The following is a 21,859-nucleotide window of genomic DNA, read 5'->3' as shown; positions in this document are numbered from 1 at the left end:
ATGCAGTTGACCCGCCACCTCGATGCCAATGCCACGCTCTGCTCGCTGGTCCGCAGCTTGGCCGGACGCGCAGGCTTCGTCCCGACCGCCCTGCCCCAAGTGAAGGTCATGTTGTGGAACCACTACGTGGCCAGCAGCCCACAGCTCTATGAACCGAGCCTGATCATCCTCGCCCAGGGCAGCAAGCTCGCACGCCTTGGCCCACGCACGTTCGAGTACGGCGCGGGCCACTACTTGGTGCAGGCGCTGTCGGTACCCTTCATGTGCGAGACCTTCGCCACCGACGAAACGCCACTGCTGGGCGTGGCCGTGGACATCGACCGGGTCATGCTGGGGGAGTTGGTACAGAGCATGGCGCTGCCACCGGACGCCTCGGTGCAGGCGCAGACGCCGCAGTCGATGAGTTCAGCCGAACTGGATGCACCGATGCGCGAGGCGGTCGAGCGCCTGCTGCGCTGCCTGCTGGACCCGCTGGAGGCCAAGGTGCTGGGGCCCGCCCGGGTACGTGAGGTGCTGTATGCCGCGCTGCGCGGCTCGCAGGCTGGAGTGTTGCGCGCACTGGTAGAGCAGCAAGGGCACTTTGCCCGTATCGGCACGGTGCTGAACTACGTGGGCGAACACTACGCCGAGCCGCTGAGCGTCGAGACCCTGGCAGGCCTTGCCAACATGAGCGTGTCGACCTTCCACGAGCATTTCAAACGCAGCACCGACCTGGCGCCCATGCAGTACCTCAAGCGCCTGCGCCTGCTGAAGGCGCAGCAGATACTGACCCGTGAAGGCCTGGGCGTGGCACAAGTGGCGCACCGTGTGGGTTACCAGAGCACCTCGCAGTTCTGCCGCGAGTACAAGCGCCAGTTCGCCCGCAGTCCAGGTGAAGAACTCAGCTACCAGGGCCAGCCAGCCTGAGCCCCGGGCCCTACTGACGCTCGACCATCGCCACGATCGTCGCACGCAGCTCGTCTTTAGCCTGCTGTGGCGTCAGCTCACCCATCGCGGCAGCCTGCGACAGGCACTCTACCGCGCCCATCAGCAAACGCAGCCCCGCCACGCTGATGGTTCCGCTGGCCGAGAATGGCCGCAGGGCTTCGCGACACTTGGCCAGGAACACGTCCTCATAAGCGCGCTTGAGTGCCTCCATCTCGGGCGAGCCTTCCAGGGCCGCCGTCAACCCGGGAAGCTCGCGCCCCTGGGTCATCACGCAATCCACGTAGGCCTCGGCGATTACCCCGGCACGGCTTTCCAGAGTTGCCTGGCAGGTGGCCAGGGCCACCTCGAGCATGGCCGTCTGGCGGGTGTCGTACTCGCCATACAGGGCCGCCAGCAGGCCCAGGCGGGTCTCGAAATGGTCATACACCACGGGCTTGGTCACGCCCGCCTGCTCGGCGAGACGCCCCAGGCTCAGGGCGTCGCTACCCTCTTGGCGCAACAGTTGCCAGGCTACATCGAGCAACTGTCGACGGCGATCCTCACGTGACATCCGCTTGCGCGGGAGCTTTTCTATGCTTGACATCAATAACCTACCAAAAGTAACTTACTAAACGTAACTTACCCCGAGTATATAACGCTCGAGGCCGTCATGCACAGACCCTGCGGAGAAGCAACATGCATGCCCTGATCGTCGTCGCCCACCACGACAAGCAATCCCTCACTCATGCCCTTGCCCAGCAAGTGGCCAAGGGCCTGGCCAGCGCCGGGCACACCAGCGAAATCGCCGACCTGATCGCCGAAGGTTTCGACCCGGTGTTCTCCAAGGCCGACCACGCCGTGCACCACGGCCTGGCCACCCCACCGCCAGATGTGCGCGCCGAGCAGACACGCATCGACCGCGCCGACACCCTGGTGCTGGTCTACCCGGTCTACTGGTGGTCGATGCCCGCGCTGCTCAAGGGCTGGGTCGATCGGGTGTTCAGCAATGGCTGGGCATTCGGCTACAACGCCGATGGGTCCACTCGAAAGCTGCTACGGGGCATGAAGGTGCACCTGCTGGCCGTCGCTGGCGCCGACACCGGACTGTTCCAGCGTCACGGCTACAGCGAAGCGATGCGCGTTCAGATCGAGCACGGCATGTTCGACTACTGCGGTGCCCAGGTGCTGAGCTCGACCCTGCTGACCGACAGCGAAACGCAAGACCCAAAAGCCCACCTGCGAACCGCGTTGGCAGTGGGTGAGCAGCTGTTCGCCGAGGTCAGTCCGTCAACGACCATTCGGCCAACGGCCAGTAACGCCCCTTACGCGACTCGTACAGCGTGAACTGACGGGCATTGAGGAAGAACTCCGGTGCCACGCCGGCTTCAGGCGGCTGGCCACGAAAATCCCGTGACAGGGTCAGGTGCGGCCGGTACTCGCGGCTAGGCCCCGCAAGGCCCAGAGTCAATGCTGCCTGCTCCAGGGCATAGACCAGCTGGCGCAGCACCGCAGGTGTATCCCTGGCGCCCAGCACCAGTGCGCCCGCCTTCGGCCACGCCTGCAACTGGTCGAGCAGCAGACGCAGCGGTGCGCCGGGGCGCTTGACCTGGTCAACGGCCGCGCACAATGCGGGCACCTGGATGGGGTCGACATCGCCGAGGAACAGCAAGGTCACATGGAAGTTTTCCGTCGGCACCGGCTTGCCGCTGCGCAGGTTCAAGCCGCGCCGCCATTGGGCGACGGCGCGGCGCTGGGTCTCGCCGATCGACAGGGCGAAGAACAGCCGCTTGAAAGGGGCGCCGCTGGGGCGTGCGTCCTGGGGCATGGGATCTCCTGGGCGGATAAAACGTTTGCGCCGTCGCTCGCGCTCAACGTAACAATATGTTCAAAGCACGGCGATGATTGTTTATGCTGGCGAGCTCAGGCCATGGCGCATGGCCATTTTCGACAAGTATCCGTCCATGAAAATTGCACTCGTACTGATTTTCGCCCTCTCGATCGCCTATGTGCACCTGCGCGGCCGCGTGCGCCACAAACTCACCCGCCAACTGGGCGACCACTCCAGCTTCCTGGCCCCGGTCAACAGCTTCCTCTACCTGTTCTCCCGCCACCCGGCCAAGCCTTACCTGCCGGTCGAGGCGTTCCCCGAGCTGCAACCGCTCAAGGACCATTGGCAGGAAATCCGCGAAGAAGCGCAGCACCTGCTGCATGCGGGCGAAATCAAGAAGTCTGACAACTATGACGACGTCGGTTTCAATTCGTTCTTCAAGACCGGCTGGAAGCGCTTCTACCTGAAGTGGTACGGCGAGAGCCACCCTTCGGCGATGACCCTGTGCCCACGCACCACCGAGTTGCTGCAAGGCATCGGCACCGTCAAGGCAGCGATGTTCGCCACCCTGCCGCCAGGCGCCAAGCTGGTGCGTCACCGCGACCCCTATGCCGGCTCCTATCGCTACCACCTGGGCCTGGACACACCTAACGATGATGGCTGCTACATCAATGTGGACGGCGAGAAGTACGCCTGGCGCGACGGCGAGGCGGTGGTGTTCGACGAGACCTACATCCACTACGCCGCCAACACCACCGAGCACAACCGCATCATCCTGTTCTGCGACATCGAACGCCCGCTCAAGTACCGTTGGGCCACCGCCTTCAACCGCTGGTTCAGCCGCAACGTGATGGCCGCCGCTGCAGCGCCGAACGACGCCAACGACAAAACCGGCGGCATCAACCGCCTGTTCACCCGCATCTACAAGATCCGCGAACGCGGCAAGGCGATGAAGAAACGCAACCGCACCCGCTACTACCTGGAAAAGTGGGCCGTGGTGGCTGGCTTGGTGCTGGTGTTCATCTATATCTGAATCTTCGTGTAGCCTGGGCGCTCCTACCAACCTGACCAGGTGAAGACAATGAGCATGATGGACTGGGACGCCTACCGTAAGCAGCTGATGGCCGGTATCGGCGACCTCAAGCACCTCTCCCCCGACACCGTCGCTGGCTATGCAACCGCCAGCGGCGCCGGCGCCAAGACCAACCACCTCGACGCCAAGACCCGCGAACTTATCTCCCTGGCAGTGGCTGTTACCACCCGCTGCGACGGCTGCATCGCGGTGCATTCCAAACAAGCCGTCAAGCATGGCGCCACCCGCGAGGAAATCGCCGAGGCGCTGGGCGTGGCGATTGCCGTGAACGCCGGTGCCGCGCTGGTCTATTCGGCACGAGTGCTGGATGCCGTGGGCAAGCCCGACGCGTGAATGCCCTGGCGCCGCCAGCCTTGCACGGTGGCGGCGCAACACCCAGACTGGCGCCCTCCCCGCACAGGTACCCGCATGATTCACATTCGCCCCATGGCCATGGACGACTTCGAGCGCTTCTGGCCAACCTTCCAGGCCATTGCCCAGGCCCGTGAAACCTACGCCTACGACCCCGACCTGAACCTCGAGCAGGCGCGCCAGCTGTGGCTGGAGCTGCCGTTGCACACGCTGGTGGCCGAGCAAGATGGCGAGCTGCTCGGCAGCTACTACCTCAAGGCCAATGCCGCTGGCCCCGGCGCCCATGTCGGCAACTGCGGCTACATGGTCTGCGAGGCGGCGCGCGGGCGCGGCGTGGCGCGGCTGATGTGCGAGCACTCGCAGAAGCTGGCGCGCCAGGAAGGCTTCCTGGCCTTGCAGTTCAACTCGGTGGTGGCCAGCAACGAAGCGGCGGTGGCGCTGTGGAGCAAGCTCGGCTTCGAGACGGTCGGGCGCCTGCCCAAGGCGTATCGCCATGCCCGCCTGGGGTTGGTGGACTGCCTGGTGATGTACAAGTGGCTGGCCGATGAGCCGGTGGTTGAAAAACCGCCACTGCTGATCGGGCGCAAGAATATCGAGGCGCGGGTATCGCGCCGACGTGGGCGATAAGCCATCACTCGCCCCATCTGCATTCCTTTTACCTATTCAAACGATTGACTACCCACCTGTTCGATGGTCATATGCGCGCCAGTTTCAGGTGTCCTGCGCCGCCGTGCGCAGGGTGAAACGGGAAGCCGGTGCGTCTTCATGACCAGTCCGGCGCTGCCCCCGCAACGGTAAGCGAGCGAACCCTTCGACACACCACTGTGCGCAAGCATGGGAAGGTGAAGGCTTCATGACCCTCGTAAGCCCGGAGACCGGCCTGAAGCTTCGGCTTTGTACGAAAAGTGCCTGCGCAGCGATCCTGCTGCGTTGAAAACAGGCTCGGAATGCTCATTGACAACCAGTCAAGTCGAGCGCGACTCCGACCGTTCCTCGCCTGTTTTCGCCTTGCAGGATCGCTGCTCGGCGACTTTTCGCACAAACCCAAGTTGGCAAACCCGCGGTGGGCGGGCGCAGGCCGGTGTTCGCGTGCGCGCCTGCGTGCGTGGTTGCTCGTCTTTGCGTTGTTTCCACCGGGATCCATTCCGTCCTGCAACAGTGGAACGACATGTCCCGTACCTACAAGCTTCATACCCTGGCGGCGTGCCTCGCCGTCTCGCTCCCGGCCCTGGCCGAAGAGCCTGGCAAGGGCGTCCTGGCCCTGCCCTCGACCGCCATCACCGATACCCTCGACGAGCAGAAGGTCGACCTGGCCACCCCGACCAAGGCCGGCTCGCGCCTGAACCTCAGCGCCCTGGAAACCCCGGCCAGCACCAGCAGCATCACCGCCGAGCAAATCCAGCAGCGCAACAACGTCACCGTACAGGACGCCGTGACCCGCTCCCCCGGCATTACCTCCATCGGCACCCCCGGCAACGGCAACACCGCCCTCTCCGCCCGCGGCTTCACCGGCCACACCTCGGTGATGACCCTGTTCGACGGCGCGCGCCTGTACACCGGTGCCGGCACCCAGACCTTCCCGGTCGACCCGTGGATGGTCGAGCGTATCGACGTGATCCGCGGCCCGGCCTCGGTGCTCTACGGCGAAGGCGCCACGGGTGCGGTGATCAACGTGATCCCGAAAAAGCCCTTTGCCGGTGAGATCCGCAACCACCTGCGCCTGGGCTACGGCTCCTGGGACCGCCAGCAACTGGGCCTGGACAGTGGCGGCAGCCTGAGCGAGCGTCTGAGCTACCGCGTCACCCTCAACAAGCAGGAAGCCAACGGCTGGGTCGACCGCACCGACTCACGCAGCCTGGCCCTGAGCGCCGCGCTGCGCTTCGACGCCACCGACGACCTGAGCTTCACCTTCGCCCATGAACGCGGTGACCTGGAGCCGGCCAACTACTTCGGCACGCCACTGATCAACGGCCATTACCGCGACAGCCTGCGCAAGAAGAACTACAACATCCAGAACGACGTGCAGCGCTACCACGACGAATGGACCCGCTTCAACACCGACTGGACCCTGAGCGACAGCGTCAGCGCCAGCAACCAGCTGTACTACATCAAGAGCCGTCGCCACTGGCGCAACGCCGAAGACTACAGCTGGGACCCAAGCCGCGAGCAACTGGCCCGGGAAAGCTTCCTGGAGATCAAGCACAACCAGGAGCAGATCGGCGACCGCCAGAGCTTCACCTTCGACCACGCGCTGTTCGGCATGGCCAGCAGAACCGTGGTGGGTGCCGAATACAACAAGATCCGCTTCAACGTCGACAACAACTCGCCCTACATCGATGTCGGCGGCGACTACATCGACCCGTGGAGCCCGGCCCCAGGTTGGTTCCAGAGCCAGTCGGTGCTGCGCCCGCAAACCCTCTCCACCACCCACACCTTCGCCCTGTTCGCCGAGAACCGCACGCAACTGACCGAGCGCCTGTCGCTGGTCACCGGCGTGCGCCGCGACCAGAACCACATCGACCGCGACAACCTGGTCAACGGCACCCGCGTCGACCGCAGCCTGCAAGGCGGCAACTGGCGCGCGGGGCTGGTGTTCGCGGTCACCGACGACCTGTCGCTGTACGGCCAGTACTCCACCAGCGAAGACGGGGTCAACAACCTCATCAGCCTGAGCCCGGCGCAGATCGACTACGACCTGACCGAGTCCAAGCAGACCGAACTGGGCCTCAAGCAGCGGTTCTGGGAAGGGCGTGGCGAATGGACCCTGGCGGCGTACCACATCGTCAAGAAGAAGCTGCTGGTCTACGACCCGGTCTTCAATACTCAACAACAAGCCGGCCAGCAGACCTCCGACGGCCTGGAAGCCACGCTTGAGCTGGCCTTGGGCAACCAATGGCAGCTGTCGGCGAACGCCGCCGTGGTGCGCGCCAAGTACGACGACTTCGAGGAAAACACCTCGGCAGGCGTGGCCGACCGCGCCGGCAAACGCCCGGCCAACGTGCCACGGCGCACTGCCAACCTGTGGCTGAGCAAAGGCTTCGGCCAAGCCGTCGACGCGGGCATCGGCCTGCGCTACGTCGACGAGCGCTATGCCAACACTGCCAACAGCCAGAACGTGCCGGGCTACACCGTGGTCGATGCCAACCTGGGTTGGCAGGTGCTGCCTGATGTGCGCCTGGGCTTGCAGTTGAACAACCTGTTCAACCGCGACTATGTGGTGGCTGCGCACAGCGGCGAGCAGTGGTTGCTGGGGGCGCCGCGGTCGTATTTCGCGACTGTTGATTACAGCTTCTAACGGTGCGAGTCGCTCCCCGGTCTAGCTGCCGTGGGAGCGACATGAGAGGTAAAATCACCACAACAATAAAGATACAAGATAACATTGCGAAATCTTCACTCGTAACTACCCTCCCTATGCAAACACCTTCCCTACGCCTGCACAGCATCGACGCCCTGCGCGGCCTGGTCATCCTGTTCATGCTGCTGGACCATGTCCGCGAAACCTTCCTGCTGCACCGGCAGGTCAGCGACCCGATGGACGTCACGGTCACCGAACCCGCCTTATTCCTCAGCCGCACCCTGGCGCACCTATGCGCGCCGGTGTTCATCCTGCTGACTGGCTTGTCAGCCTGGCTGTATGGCGAGAAGCACCAGGGCCTGCGCGATGTCTCGGCCTTCCTGTTCAAGCGGGGGCTGTTCCTGGTGGTGCTGGAGTTCACCCTGGTCAACCTGGCCTGGACCTTCCAGTTGCCGCCTTCGGTCATCTACCTGCAAGTGATCTGGGCCATAGGCCTGAGCATGATCGCTCTCTCGGCCCTGGTCTGGCTGCCGCGCCCGGTGTTGATCGGGCTGGGTCTTGCGATCATCGCCGGGCACAACCTGCTCGACGACCTGCACTTCGCAGCAGGTTCGGCGATGCATGTTCCCTGGGCGATCCTGCATGACCGTGGCTGGCTGGAGGTGTCGCCATCGCTTCGTCTGCGCACGTCCTACCCGGTGCTGCCATGGGTCGGCGTGATCGCCCTGGGCTACGGCCTCGGCCCCTGGTTCGCCCGTGCCCGCCAGGCACCGCGTCGCCAGGCACAGTTGCTGCTGGCGGGAAGTCTCGCGCTGCTGGGCTTCATCGTGCTGCGCCAGCTCAACCAATACGGGGAAGCGCCCTGGCAGGTCTACCCCAGCCTGGTGCAAACCTTGATGAGCGTGCTCAACATCACCAAATACCCACCATCGTTCGCCTTCCTGCTGCTGACGCTGGGCGTCGGGCTGCTTCTGCTGCGGGCCTTCGAACGCGCCGGGCAGGCACGCTGGATCAAGGTACTGGCGGTGTTCGGCGCCGCGCCCATGTTCTTCTACCTGCTGCACCTGTATATGCTCAAGGCGCTGTATCTGGCGAGGCTGGGGGTGTTCGGGCGCAACCAGGGGACGTACTTCGGCTTTGATAGCGTCGCGGCGATGTGGCTGCTATCCGCCGTGCTGGCGGTGTTGCTGTACCTGCCGGTGCGCCGCTTTGCCCGGTTCAAGGCGCAGCGGCGCGATATTGCCTGGCTGAAGTACTTCTAGACGCTACTGGCCCACTTGCCAGTGCTGGCGCTCCTGCGGCGTCAGGGTCCGCAACACGTGGTCGAACGCACCTTGCAGCTCGCCACTCACATTGCCGAACGCCTTGAAGTTGGTCAGCAGGTAGCGCTTGACCGTGTTCGGCCAGATACCGGCGTGGTACGCCGCATTGAGGATGCCCTTGGCGTCCTGGTAGTTGGCCGTGGGCTTCACCTCGCCCAGGCGGCGGTCGAACTGGGCGAAGGTCCACGGGTCGTCGCGGGCTTCGAATTCATCCAGCAGTTTCACTTTGTAAAGCGCCAGGTCAGGCATCGGCTTGCTCCTTCGGATCACGTCCGTTGTGGGGAATACCCCCACGGTAAGCAAAGCCAAAGAAACTGAAAATGAACGCAATGCACCTTTGTCTGAGTTGCCAGTAGGAGTCTTCCTAACACTTGGTAAAAGAAGCGCTCGGCGAGAGCCGGACAATTCGATTACCATCGCGCCCTTTCGCCTGCGGAAACCTGTTGCCATGAACAGAATGATCCAATTCATCGCCGTGGTGCTGACCTGCACCTTGATCGGCGTGGCCTGTGAGCGCTACGGCGTGAACCAGTACCTGAAATGGCTGCTGATGGCCCTGCCGGCGATTATCTGGGTGCGCCTGCGCAAGCCGCTCTAGGCCTCACAGCGCAGCTTCCTTGAGCAGCCAGTCGCGAAACGCCTGCACCTTCTCCAGCGCTGCGCTTTCAGGCCGGTAGACCGCGTAGTACGCCTGGGTCAGTGGGCAATCCAGCCCCTTGTCGGCGAATGGCCGGATCAGCCGCCCGGCGGCCAGGTCGTCGCGCACCATCACACTGCGCGCCAACGCCAGGCCCTGGCCGTCCATGGCCGCCTGCAACACGGCGGCGGAATTGTTGATACGCAGCCCCTGGTTGGCCTTGAGCGCGGTGTAGCCCGAAGCGTCCAGCCACATGCGCCAGGTGGGGTAGTCGGGGTCGCTGGCCATCGACAGGTCGTGGATCAACGTACTGCGCGCCAGGGCCTCGGGCGTCAGCTTGCCATCCTTGAGCAAGGCAAAACCTGGGGCGCACACCGGGAAGATCACCTCGTCCATCAATTGCACGGCATGCAGGCCAGGCCAACGTCCGCTGCCGTAGCGCACGCCGATATCGATGCGCTCGGCCTGGAAGTCCAGCGCGCGGGCATTGGTGTCGAGCAGCACATCCAGCTCCGGGAACGCCAGCTGGAAACGCTCGATCCGTGGCAACAGCCATTTGGAGGCGAATGCCGGGCTGACACTGACCGTAAGCCCCGTGCGCGCCCCGACCTCACGCAGCCGTGTCAGCCCCAGGGAAAGACGCTCGAAGCCATCGCGAATGTCCGGCAAGGCCGCACGCGCAGCATCGGTCAGCTCCAGGCGCGTCGAACCACTGCCGGCGCGGGTGAACAAGCCAATGCCGAGCCAGGCCTCGAGGTTGCGCACCTGCTGGCCGACCGCCGCCGGGGTGACATTCAGCTCCTTGGCCGCCGCCGAGAAGCTGCGGTGACGGGCAGCAGATTCGAAAGCGCGCAGGGCATTGAGGTAAGCAGGGCTGGTCATCGATAGTTTTTCTTTTCTAGTAATGGAGTGATGGGCATCGCCGCAGACCGACAGCTGCGACTATAGCAAACCGCTGTTGCTTGGGAGCGTGGCGCAGATGAATAGTTTTTCTAGTGCTCAAGCCTTCGGTTCATGGCGCTTCGCTACCGACAACACCTGCTTGCCCAGCTACAGTAGAATCGCCATTCACCCGTGCCACCCAAGGCTTCCAACCCCATGCCTCGCCTGTCCGCCCTGCTGCTGCCGTTGTTCCTGCTCGCCACCCTCGCCGCCTGCGACCAGAAACCCACCCGTGAAGAAAAGATCCTCGCCAACCTGCCTTTGCAGGAAGCCTACGACCACAACATCGGGCGCATGGCCTCGCTGCTGGCAATGACTCACCCGCAGCTGAACGAAGAACAGATCAAGGAGGTACTGCGCAAGCACCTGACCGTCGACGACCAGCGCAAGGACCTGTTCAAGCTCTACAGCGAGAAGAACTTCAGCGACGCCGAGTTCGACACCATCGTCGCCGCCACCCAAGACCCGCAGAAAGCCCGCGAGCTTGGGCAGAGCGAGGCAGGCAAGCAGCTCAGCGAGAAGCTCACCGGGCTGATGCGCGAAAGCGCACGCGACCCCGAGGTGCAGGCGTTGGCTGAAAAGCGCATGCAACAGGTGGAAGACGAACTGGCGAGCCTTGCCGTAGCCCCGACGCCTCAGAGCGAGTAAGGTTATTCCTACTGCCCTGTAAGCGAGGTGTGGATTGCCACACGCCAAGCAAGGCCTGCGCCTGGACCTGCGCACGCTCATCCTCCTGCTCTCTACCCTCACTGCCCTGGTGATGCTGCTGACCAGCTATTTCGCCAGCTACCGGGTGCAGCGCCAGTTGCTGATCGACCATTCCCTGGAGTCCAACCGGGTGTACGCAGCAAAGCTTGCGTCGATCACCGAGACCTTCATCAGTAGCGCCATGCAGCAACTGGCGTTCAGCGCCCAGGACCGTGTCCGGCAGATGGACGACACGGCGGTGCTGGACGCCGAAACCGAGCGCCTGCAACGCCAGAGCAGCGCATTCAACTCGGTGTTCGTGGTCGACGCCCAGGGCGTGATGCGTGCCATCTCCCCTGCCCCCTTGCGCAAGGTGGTCGGCAAGAAACTCGACTCACCAGGCGCCATCGAAGCCCTGCGCGAGCAGCGCCCCCTGGTTTCGATGCCCTACGTATCAGCGGCCAACAACCTGGTGGTGGTGCTGTCGCAACCCATCCACGACGCCCAGGGCAAGTACCTGGGGTATGTGGGCGGCACGCTCTACCTGCGTGAACACAATGTGCTCAACAGCCTGCTGGGCAAACACTTCTACCAGGACGGCTCCTACCTCTACGTGGTCGACCGCAACCGCCGCCTGCTCTATCACCCCGACCCGCAGCGGGTGGGCACGGTGGTGGGCGACAACCGCCTGCTCGACGACCTGGCGCACCGCGCCCAAGGTACCGAACGTCTGTACAACAGCCTCGGCGTCGAGATGCTGGCCGGCTTTGCGACCGTACCCAGCACTGGCTGGGGGGTGATTGCGCAACAACCGCTGGCCCGCACCGTCGAACCTTCACAGGGGTTGATCCTCAATGTGGTAACCCTCTCCGCGCCCTTGGCACTGCTCGGTGGCCTGGCGCTGTGGTGGCTGGCGCTGACCATCACCCGCCCGCTCTGGCAACTGGCAGCCGGCGCGCGGGCGCTGGACCACGCTAGCACCCCCGAACGCATTCGCGCGGTGCGCGCCTGGTATTTCGAGGCTGCCGAGCTCAAGCGTGCGCTGCTGTTCGGGCTGAACCTGCTGCAAGAACGCATCGGCCGCCTGCACCGCGACGTGCAGACCGACCCACTCACCGGCCTTGGCAACCGCCGCGGCCTGGACCTCACCCTGTCGCTGCTGCAAGCCGAAGGCCAGGCCTTCTGCGCCATCGTGCTGGACGTCGACCATTTCAAGCGGATCAACGACAACCACGGCCACGATGTCGGCGACCAGGTGCTGCGCGCCCTGGCCGAGCTGATGCGTAGCTGCTGCCGGGAAGGCGACATGTTGTGCCGCACCGGCGGCGAGGAATTCCTCATGCTGCTGCCCGGCGCCTCGCTGGACCGCGCCAGCAGCGTGGCCGAGCGCCTGCGCCGGGTGGTCGAGGACGCCGCGATCGACCCGGTGGGCGCGGTGACCATTTCCCTGGGCGTGGCCCGCTGGGCAGGCAACGACGAGGACCCGCTGCTGACCCTCAGCAAAGCCGACCGCGCGCTGTACGTCGCCAAACAAGGTGGGCGCAACCGTATCAGCATCGCCCCGGCCTGAGCATCCGTTGAACCATTGGGCTGGCAGTGGATCCATCAGCACACCCACGCTGTCCAACCTGCACGCCCCACCAGGATCACCCCTATGCCTCGCCTCGGCTTCGCCTGCCAATACCGCCACCCGCACCGCGACCTGTCGATCAAGGAACTGGAAGACATCGAGCGCAGCTTCAACCCGCGCACGACCACACTGCGCTGGCTCAGCGGCGCCAGCCATGAGCAGGCGGCGGCCAAGCTACTGGAACTGGTCGAGCACAACCTGGCCGCGCAGTTGCGCCTGCTGGCCCACGTCGCCGAACAGCCCGCGATGCTGCGCATGGTGCGCCTGTCCAGCGACCTGCTGCCGCTGTACAGTCACCCCGACGTCGCGGCGTTCTACCAGGCCAGCGACGTGCAGACCCTGTTGCACAGCCGCTTTGCCGCCATCGGCGCCTTCGCCCGCAGCCATGACATCCGCCTGTCGTTCCACCCCGGTCAGTACTGCGTACTCGGCTCGGACCGCCCGGAGGTCGTGGAGAACAGCCTCGCCGAGTTCGAATACCACGCCGACATGATCCGCATGATGGGCTACGGCCAGCGCTTCCAGGACTTCAAGTGCAACATCCACATCGCCGGACGCCTGGGTGCCGAGGGCGTGCGCGCGGTGTGGCCAAGGCTTTCGAGCGTGGCGCGCAACGTCATCACCTTCGAGAACGACGAGAAAACCTATGGCGTGGACGACTGCCTGGCGCTGGCCGACCTGGCGCCGGTGGTGCTGGACATCCACCATTGCTGGATTCACGAAAACGACTACATCTGCCCTGATGACCCACGGGTGCAACGCATCATCGACAGCTGGCGTGGCGTGCGCCCGGTGATGCATTACTCGCAACCGCCAGAGCGTCTTCAGGAACTGGGTTTTGACGCCGAGCACAAGCTGACCCTTCCGGCACTGCTGGAGAAGGTCAACAAACGCGACCTGTACCTGCACAGCGACCGCATGTGGAACGACTGGACCAACCGCTACGCTCTGCAATTCGTCGAGCGCTTCGACATCATGTTCGAGGCCAAGCACAAGAACCTGGCGACGCTGGATTTCTACCAGCGCTATTGCTAACCCGCATTCCTTCGGGCAGCGGCAACCGACTGCGGCTGCCGCACTTATGACCTGCGCTCATACCCCCTTGATTTCTTCTCCCTACTGCCACTTCCCGCCCGCCTGATAAAAATCTCGTCACTGGCCCCGCCAGCACAGTTCGCCCCACAACAACAAAGAACTCCGCTAGTGATCGAGGTATTCCATGCTGCAACTCGCCCTGTACATCGGTGAAGGTTTCGAAGGCCCAGGTGTCAATGCCGCGCATATCAACCTCATGATGGGCCCGCGCAACGGCCCTGCCGGCCAGGCCTTCGCCAACAGCCTGGCCTCGCCCAGCCAGGGCCACTGCCCGTTCATGGTCATCGCCCAGCCGAACCTCCCGGTCAAGCCCATGACCCTCTACGTCAACAAGGCCGAGATCAACGGCGACCTGCATGCCAACGCCACCTGGGGCGCGTCCCAGGCCGGTATCGCCAAGGCCGTCACCGAAGCCCTGCTCGACGGCACCCTGCCTGCCGAGGCCGAGGATGAGTGGGCCATCGTCACCGCCAACTGGGTCAACCCCGCCTGCAACGACCTCGACGCGGTGTACCTGAACAACTACAACGCCTGCCGCACCGCCATCCGTGCCGCGCTCCAGGGCCTGCCGCAACGCGCCCAACTGGCCGATGTGGTGAACCAGATCGCCAACCCCTTCTACACCCCGAAAGCCTGAGGAGGCCCGCCATGCAATACATCCGTCTGGGCCATTCGGGCCTACAGGTGTCCAAGCTGTGCCTGGGCACCATGAACATGGGCACCCCGCAGTGGAAGCCATGGATCTTCGACGAAGCGGCCAGCGAGCCGATCGTGCGCCATGCGCTGGACAAAGGGGTGAACTTTATCGACCTGGCCGACTTCTATTCGGCCGGCGTCGGCGAAGAAGTGGTGGGGCGCATACTCAAGCGCCTGGTGCGCCGCGAGGACGTGGTGGTGACCACCAAGGTGGGCTACGGCACCCGCAGCGGCATCAACGCCAGCGGCCATTCGCGCAAGCACATCCTCGATGGCATCGACGCCTCCTTGCAGCGTGCCGGCATGGATTACTTCGACGTGTACATGCTGCATTTCTTCGACCTCAACACCCCGGTCGAGGAAACCATGGAAGCGCTCAACGACATCGTGCGCGCCGGTAAAGCCCGCTATATCGGGGTTTCGACCATGCTCACCGGGCAGCTGGCGAAGATCCTCCTGGCCTGCGAGCGTAACGGCTGGGCCAAGCCGATCAACATGCAGCTGCAGCTGAACTGCGCCTACCGCGAGGAAGAGCGCGAGATGATTCCGTTCTGCCGCGACCAGGGCCTGGGCGTGTCGGTGTTCAGCCCGCTGGCCCGTGGCCTGCTGACCGGCGACGCGCAGTCCACGCGCAACCAGACCGACTTCTTCACCCAGCAGATGTATGCCGACGAAGCCTCGTTCGCCATCGCCCAGTCGGTGCAGCGCGTGGCCCAGCGCCACGGCGTGTCCAACGCCCAGGTGGCCCAGGCCTGGGTGCTGCAACACCCAGGCGTCGACAGCATGCTGGTCGGCGCCGACTCCACCGCACAGTTCGACAGCGCCCTGGCCGCCCTGGACATGCGCCTGGACGAGGACGACCTGTTCGAGCTGGAACGTAACTACACCCCCTGCGACCTGATTAACGACTACACCGCCGGCAAGCGCATCCTGCGCGTCGCGCGCCCGCCGCGCGGCGACTTCGCGCTCAAGGAGGCCGTGGCATGAGTGCCTTGCTCAAAGCCGGCCACTACATCGACGGCCAGTGGCTGAGCGGTGGCCCGACCTACGCGGTACTCAACCCGGCCAGCGGCGAAACCCTGGCCCAGGTGCCCAGCGCCGGGGCCGAGGAAACCAACGCGGCCATTGCCGCCGCCGCACGCGCCCTGCCCGCCTGGCGCGCCAAGCTGGCCAAGGAGCGCGCCCAGGTGCTGCGCCGCTGGAGCGAGCTGATGCTCGAACACCGCGACGCGCTGGCCAGCCTGCTCAGCCGCGAACAGGGTAAGCCCCTGGCCGAGGCCAAGGGCGAAGTAGCCTACGCGGCGAGCTTCCTCGAGTGGTTCGCCGAGGAAGCGCGCCGCGTCTATGGCGATGTGATCCCCACGCCCAAGGCCGATGCCCGGGTGCTGGTGACCAAGGAGCCGATCGGCGTGGTGGCGGCCATCACGCCATGGAACTTCCCCCTGGCGATGGTCACCCGCAAGGTCGGCCCGGCCCTGGCCGCCGGTTGCACGATGATCCTCAAGCCGTCCGAGGAAACCCCGCTGTCGGCCTTCGCCCTCGCGGTGCTGGCCGAGCAGGCCGGCGTGCCGCCCGGGGTGTTCAATATCGTCTCCGGCGATGCCCCGGCCATCGGCGGCGCGCTGCAAGCCAGCGGCGTGGTGCGCAAGCTGTCGTTCACCGGCTCCACCCGCACCGGCAAACTCTTGATGCGCCAGGCCGCCGACACCTTGAAGAAGGTGTCGCTGGAGCTGGGCGGCAACGCCCCGTTCATTGTCTTCGACGATGCCGACCTGGACGCCGCCGTGCGCGGCGCCATGGCTTCGAAATTCCGCAACACCGGGCAGACCTGCGTGTGCGTCAACCGCTTCTACGTGCAGGACGGTGTGTACGAAGCCTTCACCGCCAAGCTGGCAGAAGCCGTGCGCGCCCTGCGTGTGGGCGATGCCTTGCAAGGCGAGAGCGACCAGGGCCCGCTGATCAACACAGCGGCGCTGGACAAGGTCGAGCAGCACGTGGCCGATGCGCTGGAGCAAGGTGCGCGGCTGCTGTGCGGCGGCCGTCGCCATGCGCTGGGCGGCACCTTCTACGAGCCCACCGTACTGGCCGATGCCCAGCCAAGCATGCTGTTCGCCAGCGAAGAAACCTTCGGCCCGGTAGCCGGGTGTTTCCGCTTCAAGGACGAAGCCGAGGTACTGCGCCTGGCCAACGACACGCCCTACGGGCTGTCGGCCTACTTCTACAGCCGCGACATCGGCCGCGTGTGGCGCATGAGCGAAGGCCTGGAGGCCGGCATCGTCGGCGTCAACGAGGGCATCATCTCCACCGAAGTGGCGCCGTTTGGCGGCATCAAGGAATCGGGCATGGGCCGCGAAGGCTCGAAGTACGGCCTGGAGGATTACCTGGAGATCAAGTACGTGCTGATGGGTGGCCTGAACGACTAGGAACAGCCTGTGGGAGCGGCCTTGCCGGGGCGCTCCCACAGGGATAGCAGCGCTTTTAAAATTTCCCCCTGACCCAAACAAGAACAACGAGGTGTCAAATGACGGGACAGACAATCAAGATCGATGACCTGCCGATCGGTCGTTTCCATATCAAGATCGCCGGCCTCACCTTCGGCGCGCATTTCACCGACGGCTACATTCTCGGCCTGATCGGTATCGCCTTCACCCTGATCAACCCACAAATGCAGCTCGACCCGTTCTGGCAAGGGCTGATCGGCGCCTCGGCACTGCTGGGGCTGTTCTTCGGCAGCCTGTTCTTCGGCTGGATCTCCGACCGCCTGGGGCGCCAGAAGATCTTCCTGATCAGCTTCGTGCTGATCACGATCGCCTCGGTGATGCAGTTCTACGTCGAGACGGCCATGCAGCTGTTCCTCTGCCGGATCCTGATCGGCATTGGCCTGGGCGGTGACTTCAGCGTCGGCCACGCCATGCTCGCCGAGTTCGCCCCGCGCAAGCACCGCGGTGTGCTGCTGGGCTCGTTCAGCGTGATCTGGACCTTCGGCTACGTTGCCGCCACCTTCGTCGGCACCGCCCTGCTGCCCCTGGGCGACGATGCCTGGCGCTGGATGTTGGCGTCCTCGGCCATTCCGGCGGCGCTGATCCTCATCGCCCGCATCGGCACGCCCGAGTCGCCGCGCTGGCTGATGCACCAGGGCCGCAGCGAGGAAGCACGGGCCATCGTGCGCAAGCACCTGGGCGCCAACGTGGTGCTCGACGATGAAGTGGCACGGCCCAGCCACGCAGGCTTCAGCGCGCTGTTCAGCCGCGAATACCGCAAGCGCACGGCGTTCAACTGCCTGTTCTTCATCTGTATCGTCATGCCCTACTTCGCCATCTATACCTTCCTGCCGTCGATTCTCAAGAAGATGGGCCTGGCCGAGGGCTTCGGCACCGAGATGATGCTCAACGCCCTGCTGGTGGTAGGTGCGCTGCTGGGGATCTGGGCCACAGTGCGCTTCAGCCGCCGGGGCTTCTTGATCAACAGCTTCCTGATACTGGCTGGCGCGCTGTTCCTGCTGGTGCTGATGCCGTCGAGCATGGCCTGGGCGATGGTGGCGCTGTTCGGGCTGTTCACCCTGGTGTTGTCGGCGGTGAGCAACCTGGTAGGCGTGTACCCGGCCGAGAGTTTCCCCACTGAGGTGCGCGCCAGCGGTATCGGCCTGGCCACCGCTGCCAGCCGACTAGGCTCGGCAGTGAGCACCTTCCTGTTGCCGGTGAGCGTGGCGGGCATCGGGCTGAACCCGACCATGGCAATACTGGCCGGCATCCTGTTGCTGGGGGCGCTGATGTCGATGGCCTGGGCGCCGGAGACCAAGAGCCTGTCGCTGGCCGAGGCGTGCCGTGGCGACGAGGGGGCTGAGGTACAGCCTGCTCGAGACGCAAGGCCGCTCGCGCAGGGCTAGTGCCTCAGGGGTTGCTGACCAACGCCAGCCAATCCGCAAAGCGCTCCACCTTCGACAACCCGCGCTTGTCGCTCGGTACCTCGAGCCAGTAGCCATAAGGGCCGATCACCTCCACCGGGGTGATCGGCAGCAGGCTACCGGCGGCCAGCTCGCGCTCGATCATCTGCCGGTCGATCACCGCCAGGCCGCCACCGGCCAGCGCGGTGTGGATCACCTGGTCGAGGGTGCTGAACTCGATGCCGCTGTCGGCATCCACGTCGCTGCGTCCGGTGGCCGCCAGCCAGTTCTCCCACACCCGCAGGCGCCGGCCCTCATGCAGGATATGCAGCAGCGGGTGGTCGCGAAGGCAAGGTTCGCCGCCGTCGACGAACAGCTCCGGGCTGGCCACGGCGATATGTCGTTCCATCACCAGCAAGCGGCGGTTACCAGCGCCTTCGTCTTCGCGACTGAACAGGATGCGGCAATCCAGCTCGCCGGGGTGTTCGTCGTCGCGCTGGCTGGTGACGCTCAGGCTGATGTCCGGGTAGCGCTGCATGAACCCGCGCAGGCGCGGCGACAGCCAGCGCGTGGCCCAGGTTGGTGGCGCCAGGATACGCAGGCGCTGGCGCAGGTTCGGCACGCGCACCGCTTCCAGCGCCCGCTCGATGCGGTCGAACGCCTCGCCCAGGTGCGGCGCCAGGGCCTGCCCGGCTTCGGTCAGCGCCAGGCCGCGCGGGCCACGCATGAACAACACCACGCCGAGGTAGTCCTCCAGCTGCTTGACCTGTCGGCTGACGGCGCCCTGGGTAACGTTCAGCGCATCGGCGGCGCGGTTGAAGCTGCGGTGGCGGGCAACTTCCTCGAAGACCTTGAGCATGTTCAAAGGCGGCAGGGTACGCATGGGCAGGGATCGCTGATCGTTGTTTTTGTAGGACGATTCTACGATTCCACGAACGCCTGTAAACATGCGTTTTTCTCGGGTTAGTGCGGCGTAATGGTCGTTTGTGTGGGTGCATGAGCCTTAGATAGGGTCGCCCCCTATCGCGGGCTTGCCCCGCGATGGGCTGCAACGCAGCCCCAATAACGACAAGAAGACACCAAAGGTTTCCCCCATGTCCGCACTTCACCTGCGTCACGCCCTGCTTCCTGCCCTGCTGACCCTGAGCGCCACGACCCAGGCCGTACAGGTCACCGACCACCTCGATGTCGGCGGCGCCATCCGCGCACGCTTCGACCACGACCCGGACCGCGACATCGACAAGGCCGGCCTGGACGCCATCATGCTGCGCGTGAACTACGACTCAGACACCTGGATCGGCGCCGCGCGCTACCGCTTCTACGGCAAGGCCTACCCCTACCAGTACACCGACAAGGTCGGCGACGTGCAGTTCGCCGAGTACGCCTGGGTCGGCTACAAGTTCGACGAAAACCGCCAGTTGCACGTGGGCCTGAACAAAATCCCGTTCGGCTTGCAGCCGTTCTTCGGCAGCACCTTCTACGAAACCCTGGGCAACGTCATTGGCCTTGAGGACGTCGAGGCGGTCGGCGCCAAGTACATCCAGCAGAGCGGCGACTGGAACCTGCAGCTGGGCCTGTACGGCCGCAACGCCTGGCCGGGGCGCGGTACCAGCAATGGCAGCACCTATTCCAGCGTGGTGACCAAGGCCGACGACTACGTCACCGATGGCAGCAACAATCAGGAACGGCAGATCGCCGTGGCGCGGCTGGCCTACGCCTTCAAGCTCGGCGGCTGGCAATCGGAGGCCGGCATCTCCGGGCTGACCTCGCGCCTGGAAAACCGCGACACCAACGATGATGGCCGGCGCAATGTGGTGGGCGTGCACTACCTGGGCCAGAACGGCCCGTGGGGCATCCAGGCGCTCGCCGCGCGCCAGCAGATGTCGCCGCGCAACGCCGGCAGCGACGAGCACGTGACCTTCGGTGGCTACGACGGCACCTACAATGTCGCCAGTCGCGGTAACCTGTACGTCGGCGACCTCAGCTACAGCGTGCCGGGTGCTTTTCTCGGCGACTGGGTCAGCGGGGTCAAGCTGTATGGCAACTACAGCCGCTACGACAAGTCGGCCGCAGGCTTCGATGCCTCCGAGCGCTTCATCCTCGGCACCTCGTTCTCGGTGCGTAAGTTCTACATCGCGCTGGAGTGGCTGAACGGGCGCAACGACCCCTACATCGGCGGCAGCAGCTACACCGACAGCCTCGCCCAGGGCGGTACCGACCATTGGGAAAACCAGCTGTACATGAACATCGGCTATTACTTCTGAGAACACTGGGGCCGCCTTGCGGCCCTTTCGCGACACAAGGCCGCTCCTACAAGCAGCCCCAAAGGAGCCCCGCAAGTGAAACGCAAGATCCCGGCACTCAACGCCCTCAAAGCCTTCGAGGTGGCCGGCAGCACCGGCAGTTTCACCCGCGCCGCGGAACTGCTCAACGTGACCCAAAGCGCGGTCAGCCGCCAGGTGCGCCAACTCGAGGAGCAGTTGGGCGAGCCGTTGTTGCAACGCCGCCACCACCATTTGCAACTGACCGATGCCGGGCGCACGCTGCTCAACGCCTTGCAGCAGTCGTTCGACCGCATCGAACTGACGGTACGCGGCATCCAGCAGCGCAAGCAGCCCACGCGCATCCGCCTCAACGCCCCGCCGACCTTCGCCAGCCGCTGGCTGCTGCCACGCCTTGGCCGTCTGCGCGAGGCCTGCCCGGGGCTTGAGGTGACGCTGACCACGCACTTGCAGGACAACCTGGCGGAAATTGCCACGCTCGATTGCGCGATCCGCTTCGGCAACGGCGAGTGGGATGGCCTGGACAGCTCGCTGTTGATGCACGAACGGCACATCGCCGTGTGCTCGCCCGCGCTACTGGCCCAGCAGGAAGAACGCCGGGTGGACTTGCGCAACATGCCCCTGCTGCATGTGCTGGCCCGTGAAGACCAGCGCTTCCTGACCTGGCGCCACTGGCTGGATGCTGCGCGCATCCAGGGCGTGGACCTGCGCGGCGGCTATGAATTCGACACCCTGGACCTGTCGATCCGCGCGGCCATCGATGGGCTCGGCATCACTATCACCGACCGGCAGATGGTCGCCCGCGAGCTGGCGGCCGGGCAGTTGGTGCAGGTGCTGGACGTGCAGGTCGACGGGCATCAGTCGTACTGGCTGGTGACCCGCCCGGAGCAGGAACTGCCGCCCCACGTGGAGCAATTCCGCGACTGGCTGATGCAGGAGGTGTGGCTGGCCGAGCGCAACCTGGGTGGGCCTTCGGAAGTGGCGGTCTGCGAGTAGGCGGCGCTCTTTTCGTGGGTAAAACCGCTCCCACAAGTTCATCGCCGCACCTAAGAGCAACGCTGTGCCTGTGAGAGCGGGTTTACCCGCGAAGCAGACAACGCGGTGTATCCCCTGAACCCTCACTAACATGCGTTTTTCGCACGTTACCCCCACGCATTAATCGTTTGTTCCCCCACCCCCGCCTGCGACAAATTGTCCGCCATAACCCACAAG

At 64.7% G+C, this 21,859-nt stretch carries 22 protein-coding genes and 1 riboswitch; of the genes, 17 read left to right on the top strand and 5 right to left on the bottom strand.

Annotated elements, in window-relative coordinates:
• Complete coding sequence (locus ACQKPE_RS06490; RefSeq protein ID WP_427664240.1) at positions 1-906, top strand: AraC family transcriptional regulator N-terminal domain-containing protein; 906 nt, start codon at positions 1-3, stop codon at positions 904-906.
• A gap of 10 nt (positions 907-916) precedes the next feature.
• On the opposite strand, the gene ACQKPE_RS06485 is transcribed toward ACQKPE_RS06490, so the two are convergent.
• Positions 917-1,510, bottom strand: coding sequence for a TetR/AcrR family transcriptional regulator (locus ACQKPE_RS06485; protein ID WP_427664238.1), 594 nt, complete (start codon positions 1,508-1,510; stop codon positions 917-919).
• Positions 1,511-1,602: 92 nt separating this feature from the next.
• On the opposite strand from ACQKPE_RS06485, the gene ACQKPE_RS06480 reads away from it, so the two are divergent.
• On the top strand, positions 1,603-2,250 hold the full coding sequence (locus tag ACQKPE_RS06480) for an NAD(P)H-dependent oxidoreductase (protein ID WP_427664237.1): 648 nt from the start codon (positions 1,603-1,605) through the stop codon (positions 2,248-2,250).
• Here the strand turns inward: ACQKPE_RS06480 and thpR are convergent.
• On the bottom strand, positions 2,186-2,731 hold the full coding sequence (gene thpR / locus ACQKPE_RS06475) for an RNA 2',3'-cyclic phosphodiesterase (RefSeq protein WP_427664235.1): 546 nt from the start codon (positions 2,729-2,731) through the stop codon (positions 2,186-2,188). The two genes, ACQKPE_RS06480 and thpR, sit on opposite strands and share 65 nt — an antisense overlap.
• Positions 2,732-2,867: 136 nt before the next feature.
• Here thpR and lpxO point away from each other — a divergent pair, with 136 nt between their 5' ends.
• The 5 genes from lpxO to ACQKPE_RS06450 all read left to right on the top strand — a co-directional run bounded on the left by lpxO (position 2,868) and on the right by ACQKPE_RS06450 (position 8,735).
• Positions 2,868-3,767, top strand: a complete 900-nt coding sequence (gene lpxO / locus ACQKPE_RS06470) for a lipid A hydroxylase LpxO (RefSeq protein WP_427664233.1) — start codon at positions 2,868-2,870, stop codon at positions 3,765-3,767.
• A 48-nt stretch (positions 3,768-3,815) separates the two neighbouring features.
• A complete protein-coding gene (locus tag ACQKPE_RS06465) occupies positions 3,816-4,160 on the top strand; it encodes a carboxymuconolactone decarboxylase family protein (RefSeq protein WP_427664231.1) in 345 nt (114 codons plus the stop codon).
• Positions 4,161-4,235: 75 nt separating this feature from the next.
• A complete protein-coding gene (locus ACQKPE_RS06460; RefSeq protein WP_427664229.1) occupies positions 4,236-4,805 on the top strand; it encodes an N-acetyltransferase family protein in 570 nt (189 codons plus the stop codon).
• Between the two features lie 69 nt (positions 4,806-4,874).
• Positions 4,875-5,076, top strand: a riboswitch (cobalamin riboswitch).
• A 270-nt stretch (positions 5,077-5,346) separates the two neighbouring features.
• Positions 5,347-7,473 (top strand): TonB-dependent receptor, encoded by a 2,127-nt coding sequence (locus tag ACQKPE_RS06455; RefSeq protein ID WP_427664227.1) that lies wholly within the window; start codon positions 5,347-5,349, stop codon positions 7,471-7,473.
• A gap of 116 nt (positions 7,474-7,589) precedes the next feature.
• Positions 7,590-8,735: a DUF1624 domain-containing protein gene (locus ACQKPE_RS06450; RefSeq protein ID WP_427664225.1), complete on the top strand. Its 1,146-nt coding sequence runs from the start codon at positions 7,590-7,592 to the stop codon at positions 8,733-8,735.
• Positions 8,736-8,738: 3 nt separating this feature from the next.
• On the opposite strand, the gene ACQKPE_RS06445 is transcribed toward ACQKPE_RS06450, so the two are convergent.
• A complete protein-coding gene (locus ACQKPE_RS06445) occupies positions 8,739-9,044 on the bottom strand; it encodes a hypothetical protein (protein WP_427664223.1) in 306 nt (101 codons plus the stop codon).
• A gap of 199 nt (positions 9,045-9,243) precedes the next feature.
• On the opposite strand from ACQKPE_RS06445, the gene ACQKPE_RS06440 reads away from it, so the two are divergent.
• Complete coding sequence (locus ACQKPE_RS06440) at positions 9,244-9,393, top strand: hypothetical protein (RefSeq protein ID WP_427664221.1); 150 nt, start codon at positions 9,244-9,246, stop codon at positions 9,391-9,393.
• A 3-nt stretch (positions 9,394-9,396) separates the two neighbouring features.
• On the opposite strand, the gene gcvA is transcribed toward ACQKPE_RS06440, so the two are convergent.
• Positions 9,397-10,314 carry a transcriptional regulator GcvA gene (gene gcvA, locus ACQKPE_RS06435; RefSeq protein ID WP_427664219.1) on the bottom strand — a complete coding sequence of 306 codons (918 nt, stop codon included), beginning with the start codon at positions 10,312-10,314 and terminating at the stop codon, positions 9,397-9,399.
• A gap of 216 nt (positions 10,315-10,530) precedes the next feature.
• Here gcvA and ACQKPE_RS06430 point away from each other — a divergent pair, with 216 nt between their 5' ends.
• The 7 genes from ACQKPE_RS06430 (at position 10,531) to ACQKPE_RS06400 (ending at position 18,368) form a co-directional block, all read left to right on the top strand.
• Complete coding sequence (locus ACQKPE_RS06430; protein ID WP_427664217.1) at positions 10,531-11,022, top strand: hypothetical protein; 492 nt, start codon at positions 10,531-10,533, stop codon at positions 11,020-11,022.
• A 34-nt stretch (positions 11,023-11,056) separates the two neighbouring features.
• Positions 11,057-12,631 carry a sensor domain-containing diguanylate cyclase gene (locus ACQKPE_RS06425; protein WP_427664215.1) on the top strand — a complete coding sequence of 525 codons (1,575 nt, stop codon included), beginning with the start codon at positions 11,057-11,059 and terminating at the stop codon, positions 12,629-12,631.
• 84 nt (positions 12,632-12,715) lie between these two features.
• Positions 12,716-13,726, top strand: coding sequence for a UV damage endonuclease UvsE (locus ACQKPE_RS06420; protein ID WP_427664213.1), 1,011 nt, complete (start codon positions 12,716-12,718; stop codon positions 13,724-13,726).
• Positions 13,727-13,910: 184 nt separating this feature from the next.
• Positions 13,911-14,423, top strand: coding sequence for a formaldehyde-activating enzyme (fae, locus tag ACQKPE_RS06415; protein ID WP_427664211.1), 513 nt, complete (start codon positions 13,911-13,913; stop codon positions 14,421-14,423).
• 11 nt (positions 14,424-14,434) lie between these two features.
• Entirely contained in the window at positions 14,435-15,469 is a 1,035-nt protein-coding gene (locus tag ACQKPE_RS06410) for an aldo/keto reductase (RefSeq protein ID WP_427664209.1), read from the top strand.
• Positions 15,466-16,905, top strand: a complete 1,440-nt coding sequence (locus tag ACQKPE_RS06405; protein ID WP_427664207.1) for an NAD-dependent succinate-semialdehyde dehydrogenase — start codon at positions 15,466-15,468, stop codon at positions 16,903-16,905. Before ACQKPE_RS06410 ends, ACQKPE_RS06405 begins: the two co-directional genes overlap by 4 nt.
• Positions 16,906-17,003: 98 nt before the next feature.
• The gene (locus tag ACQKPE_RS06400) at positions 17,004-18,368 is read left to right on the top strand and encodes an MFS transporter (RefSeq protein ID WP_427664205.1); all 1,365 of its coding nucleotides are present in this window, start codon (positions 17,004-17,006) and stop codon (positions 18,366-18,368) included.
• A 4-nt stretch (positions 18,369-18,372) separates the two neighbouring features.
• Here ACQKPE_RS06400 and ACQKPE_RS06395 read toward each other — a convergent pair whose 3' ends face one another.
• A complete protein-coding gene (locus ACQKPE_RS06395; protein ID WP_427664203.1) occupies positions 18,373-19,248 on the bottom strand; it encodes a LysR substrate-binding domain-containing protein in 876 nt (291 codons plus the stop codon).
• A 211-nt stretch (positions 19,249-19,459) separates the two neighbouring features.
• Between ACQKPE_RS06395 and ACQKPE_RS06390 the strand changes: the two genes are divergently transcribed.
• Both ACQKPE_RS06390 and ACQKPE_RS06385 read left to right on the top strand, forming a co-directional pair.
• On the top strand, positions 19,460-20,629 hold the full coding sequence (locus ACQKPE_RS06390) for a porin (protein WP_427664201.1): 1,170 nt from the start codon (positions 19,460-19,462) through the stop codon (positions 20,627-20,629).
• Between the two features lie 75 nt (positions 20,630-20,704).
• Positions 20,705-21,643 carry a LysR substrate-binding domain-containing protein gene (locus ACQKPE_RS06385; RefSeq protein ID WP_427664199.1) on the top strand — a complete coding sequence of 313 codons (939 nt, stop codon included), beginning with the start codon at positions 20,705-20,707 and terminating at the stop codon, positions 21,641-21,643.
• The last annotated feature ends 216 nt before the right edge of the window (positions 21,644-21,859 follow it).

It is taken from the genome of Pseudomonas sp. NPDC089554 (genome assembly GCF_050280645.1).
GTDB lineage: Bacteria > Pseudomonadota > Gammaproteobacteria > Pseudomonadales > Pseudomonadaceae > Aquipseudomonas.
Note: the sequence above shows the minus strand (reverse complement) of the source record. Positions and strands in the feature narration are given on the sequence as shown.

What these genes read in the sequence shown, in the direction of transcription:
- ACQKPE_RS06490 (WP_427664240.1), top strand. Translation starts at nt 1, where the DNA reads ATGCAGTTGACCCGCCACCTCGATGCCAATGCCACGCTCTGCTCGCTG.
- ACQKPE_RS06485 (WP_427664238.1), bottom strand. Translation starts at nt 1,510, where the DNA reads ATGTCAAGCATAGAAAAGCTCCCGCGCAAGCGGATGTCACGTGAGGAT.
- ACQKPE_RS06480 (WP_427664237.1), top strand. Translation starts at nt 1,603, where the DNA reads ATGCATGCCCTGATCGTCGTCGCCCACCACGACAAGCAATCCCTCACT.
- thpR (WP_427664235.1), bottom strand. Translation starts at nt 2,731, where the DNA reads ATGCCCCAGGACGCACGCCCCAGCGGCGCCCCTTTCAAGCGGCTGTTC.
- lpxO (WP_427664233.1), top strand. Translation starts at nt 2,868, where the DNA reads ATGAAAATTGCACTCGTACTGATTTTCGCCCTCTCGATCGCCTATGTG.
- ACQKPE_RS06465 (WP_427664231.1), top strand. Translation starts at nt 3,816, where the DNA reads ATGAGCATGATGGACTGGGACGCCTACCGTAAGCAGCTGATGGCCGGT.
- ACQKPE_RS06460 (WP_427664229.1), top strand. Translation starts at nt 4,236, where the DNA reads ATGATTCACATTCGCCCCATGGCCATGGACGACTTCGAGCGCTTCTGG.
- ACQKPE_RS06455 (WP_427664227.1), top strand. Translation starts at nt 5,347, where the DNA reads ATGTCCCGTACCTACAAGCTTCATACCCTGGCGGCGTGCCTCGCCGTC.
- ACQKPE_RS06450 (WP_427664225.1), top strand. Translation starts at nt 7,590, where the DNA reads ATGCAAACACCTTCCCTACGCCTGCACAGCATCGACGCCCTGCGCGGC.
- ACQKPE_RS06445 (WP_427664223.1), bottom strand. Translation starts at nt 9,044, where the DNA reads ATGCCTGACCTGGCGCTTTACAAAGTGAAACTGCTGGATGAATTCGAA.
- ACQKPE_RS06440 (WP_427664221.1), top strand. Translation starts at nt 9,244, where the DNA reads ATGAACAGAATGATCCAATTCATCGCCGTGGTGCTGACCTGCACCTTG.
- gcvA (WP_427664219.1), bottom strand. Translation starts at nt 10,314, where the DNA reads ATGACCAGCCCTGCTTACCTCAATGCCCTGCGCGCTTTCGAATCTGCT.
- ACQKPE_RS06430 (WP_427664217.1), top strand. Translation starts at nt 10,531, where the DNA reads ATGCCTCGCCTGTCCGCCCTGCTGCTGCCGTTGTTCCTGCTCGCCACC.
- ACQKPE_RS06420 (WP_427664213.1), top strand. Translation starts at nt 12,716, where the DNA reads ATGCCTCGCCTCGGCTTCGCCTGCCAATACCGCCACCCGCACCGCGAC.
- fae (WP_427664211.1), top strand. Translation starts at nt 13,911, where the DNA reads ATGCTGCAACTCGCCCTGTACATCGGTGAAGGTTTCGAAGGCCCAGGT.
- ACQKPE_RS06410 (WP_427664209.1), top strand. Translation starts at nt 14,435, where the DNA reads ATGCAATACATCCGTCTGGGCCATTCGGGCCTACAGGTGTCCAAGCTG.
- ACQKPE_RS06405 (WP_427664207.1), top strand. Translation starts at nt 15,466, where the DNA reads ATGAGTGCCTTGCTCAAAGCCGGCCACTACATCGACGGCCAGTGGCTG.
- ACQKPE_RS06400 (WP_427664205.1), top strand. Translation starts at nt 17,004, where the DNA reads ATGACGGGACAGACAATCAAGATCGATGACCTGCCGATCGGTCGTTTC.
- ACQKPE_RS06395 (WP_427664203.1), bottom strand. Translation starts at nt 19,248, where the DNA reads ATGCGTACCCTGCCGCCTTTGAACATGCTCAAGGTCTTCGAGGAAGTT.
- ACQKPE_RS06390 (WP_427664201.1), top strand. Translation starts at nt 19,460, where the DNA reads ATGTCCGCACTTCACCTGCGTCACGCCCTGCTTCCTGCCCTGCTGACC.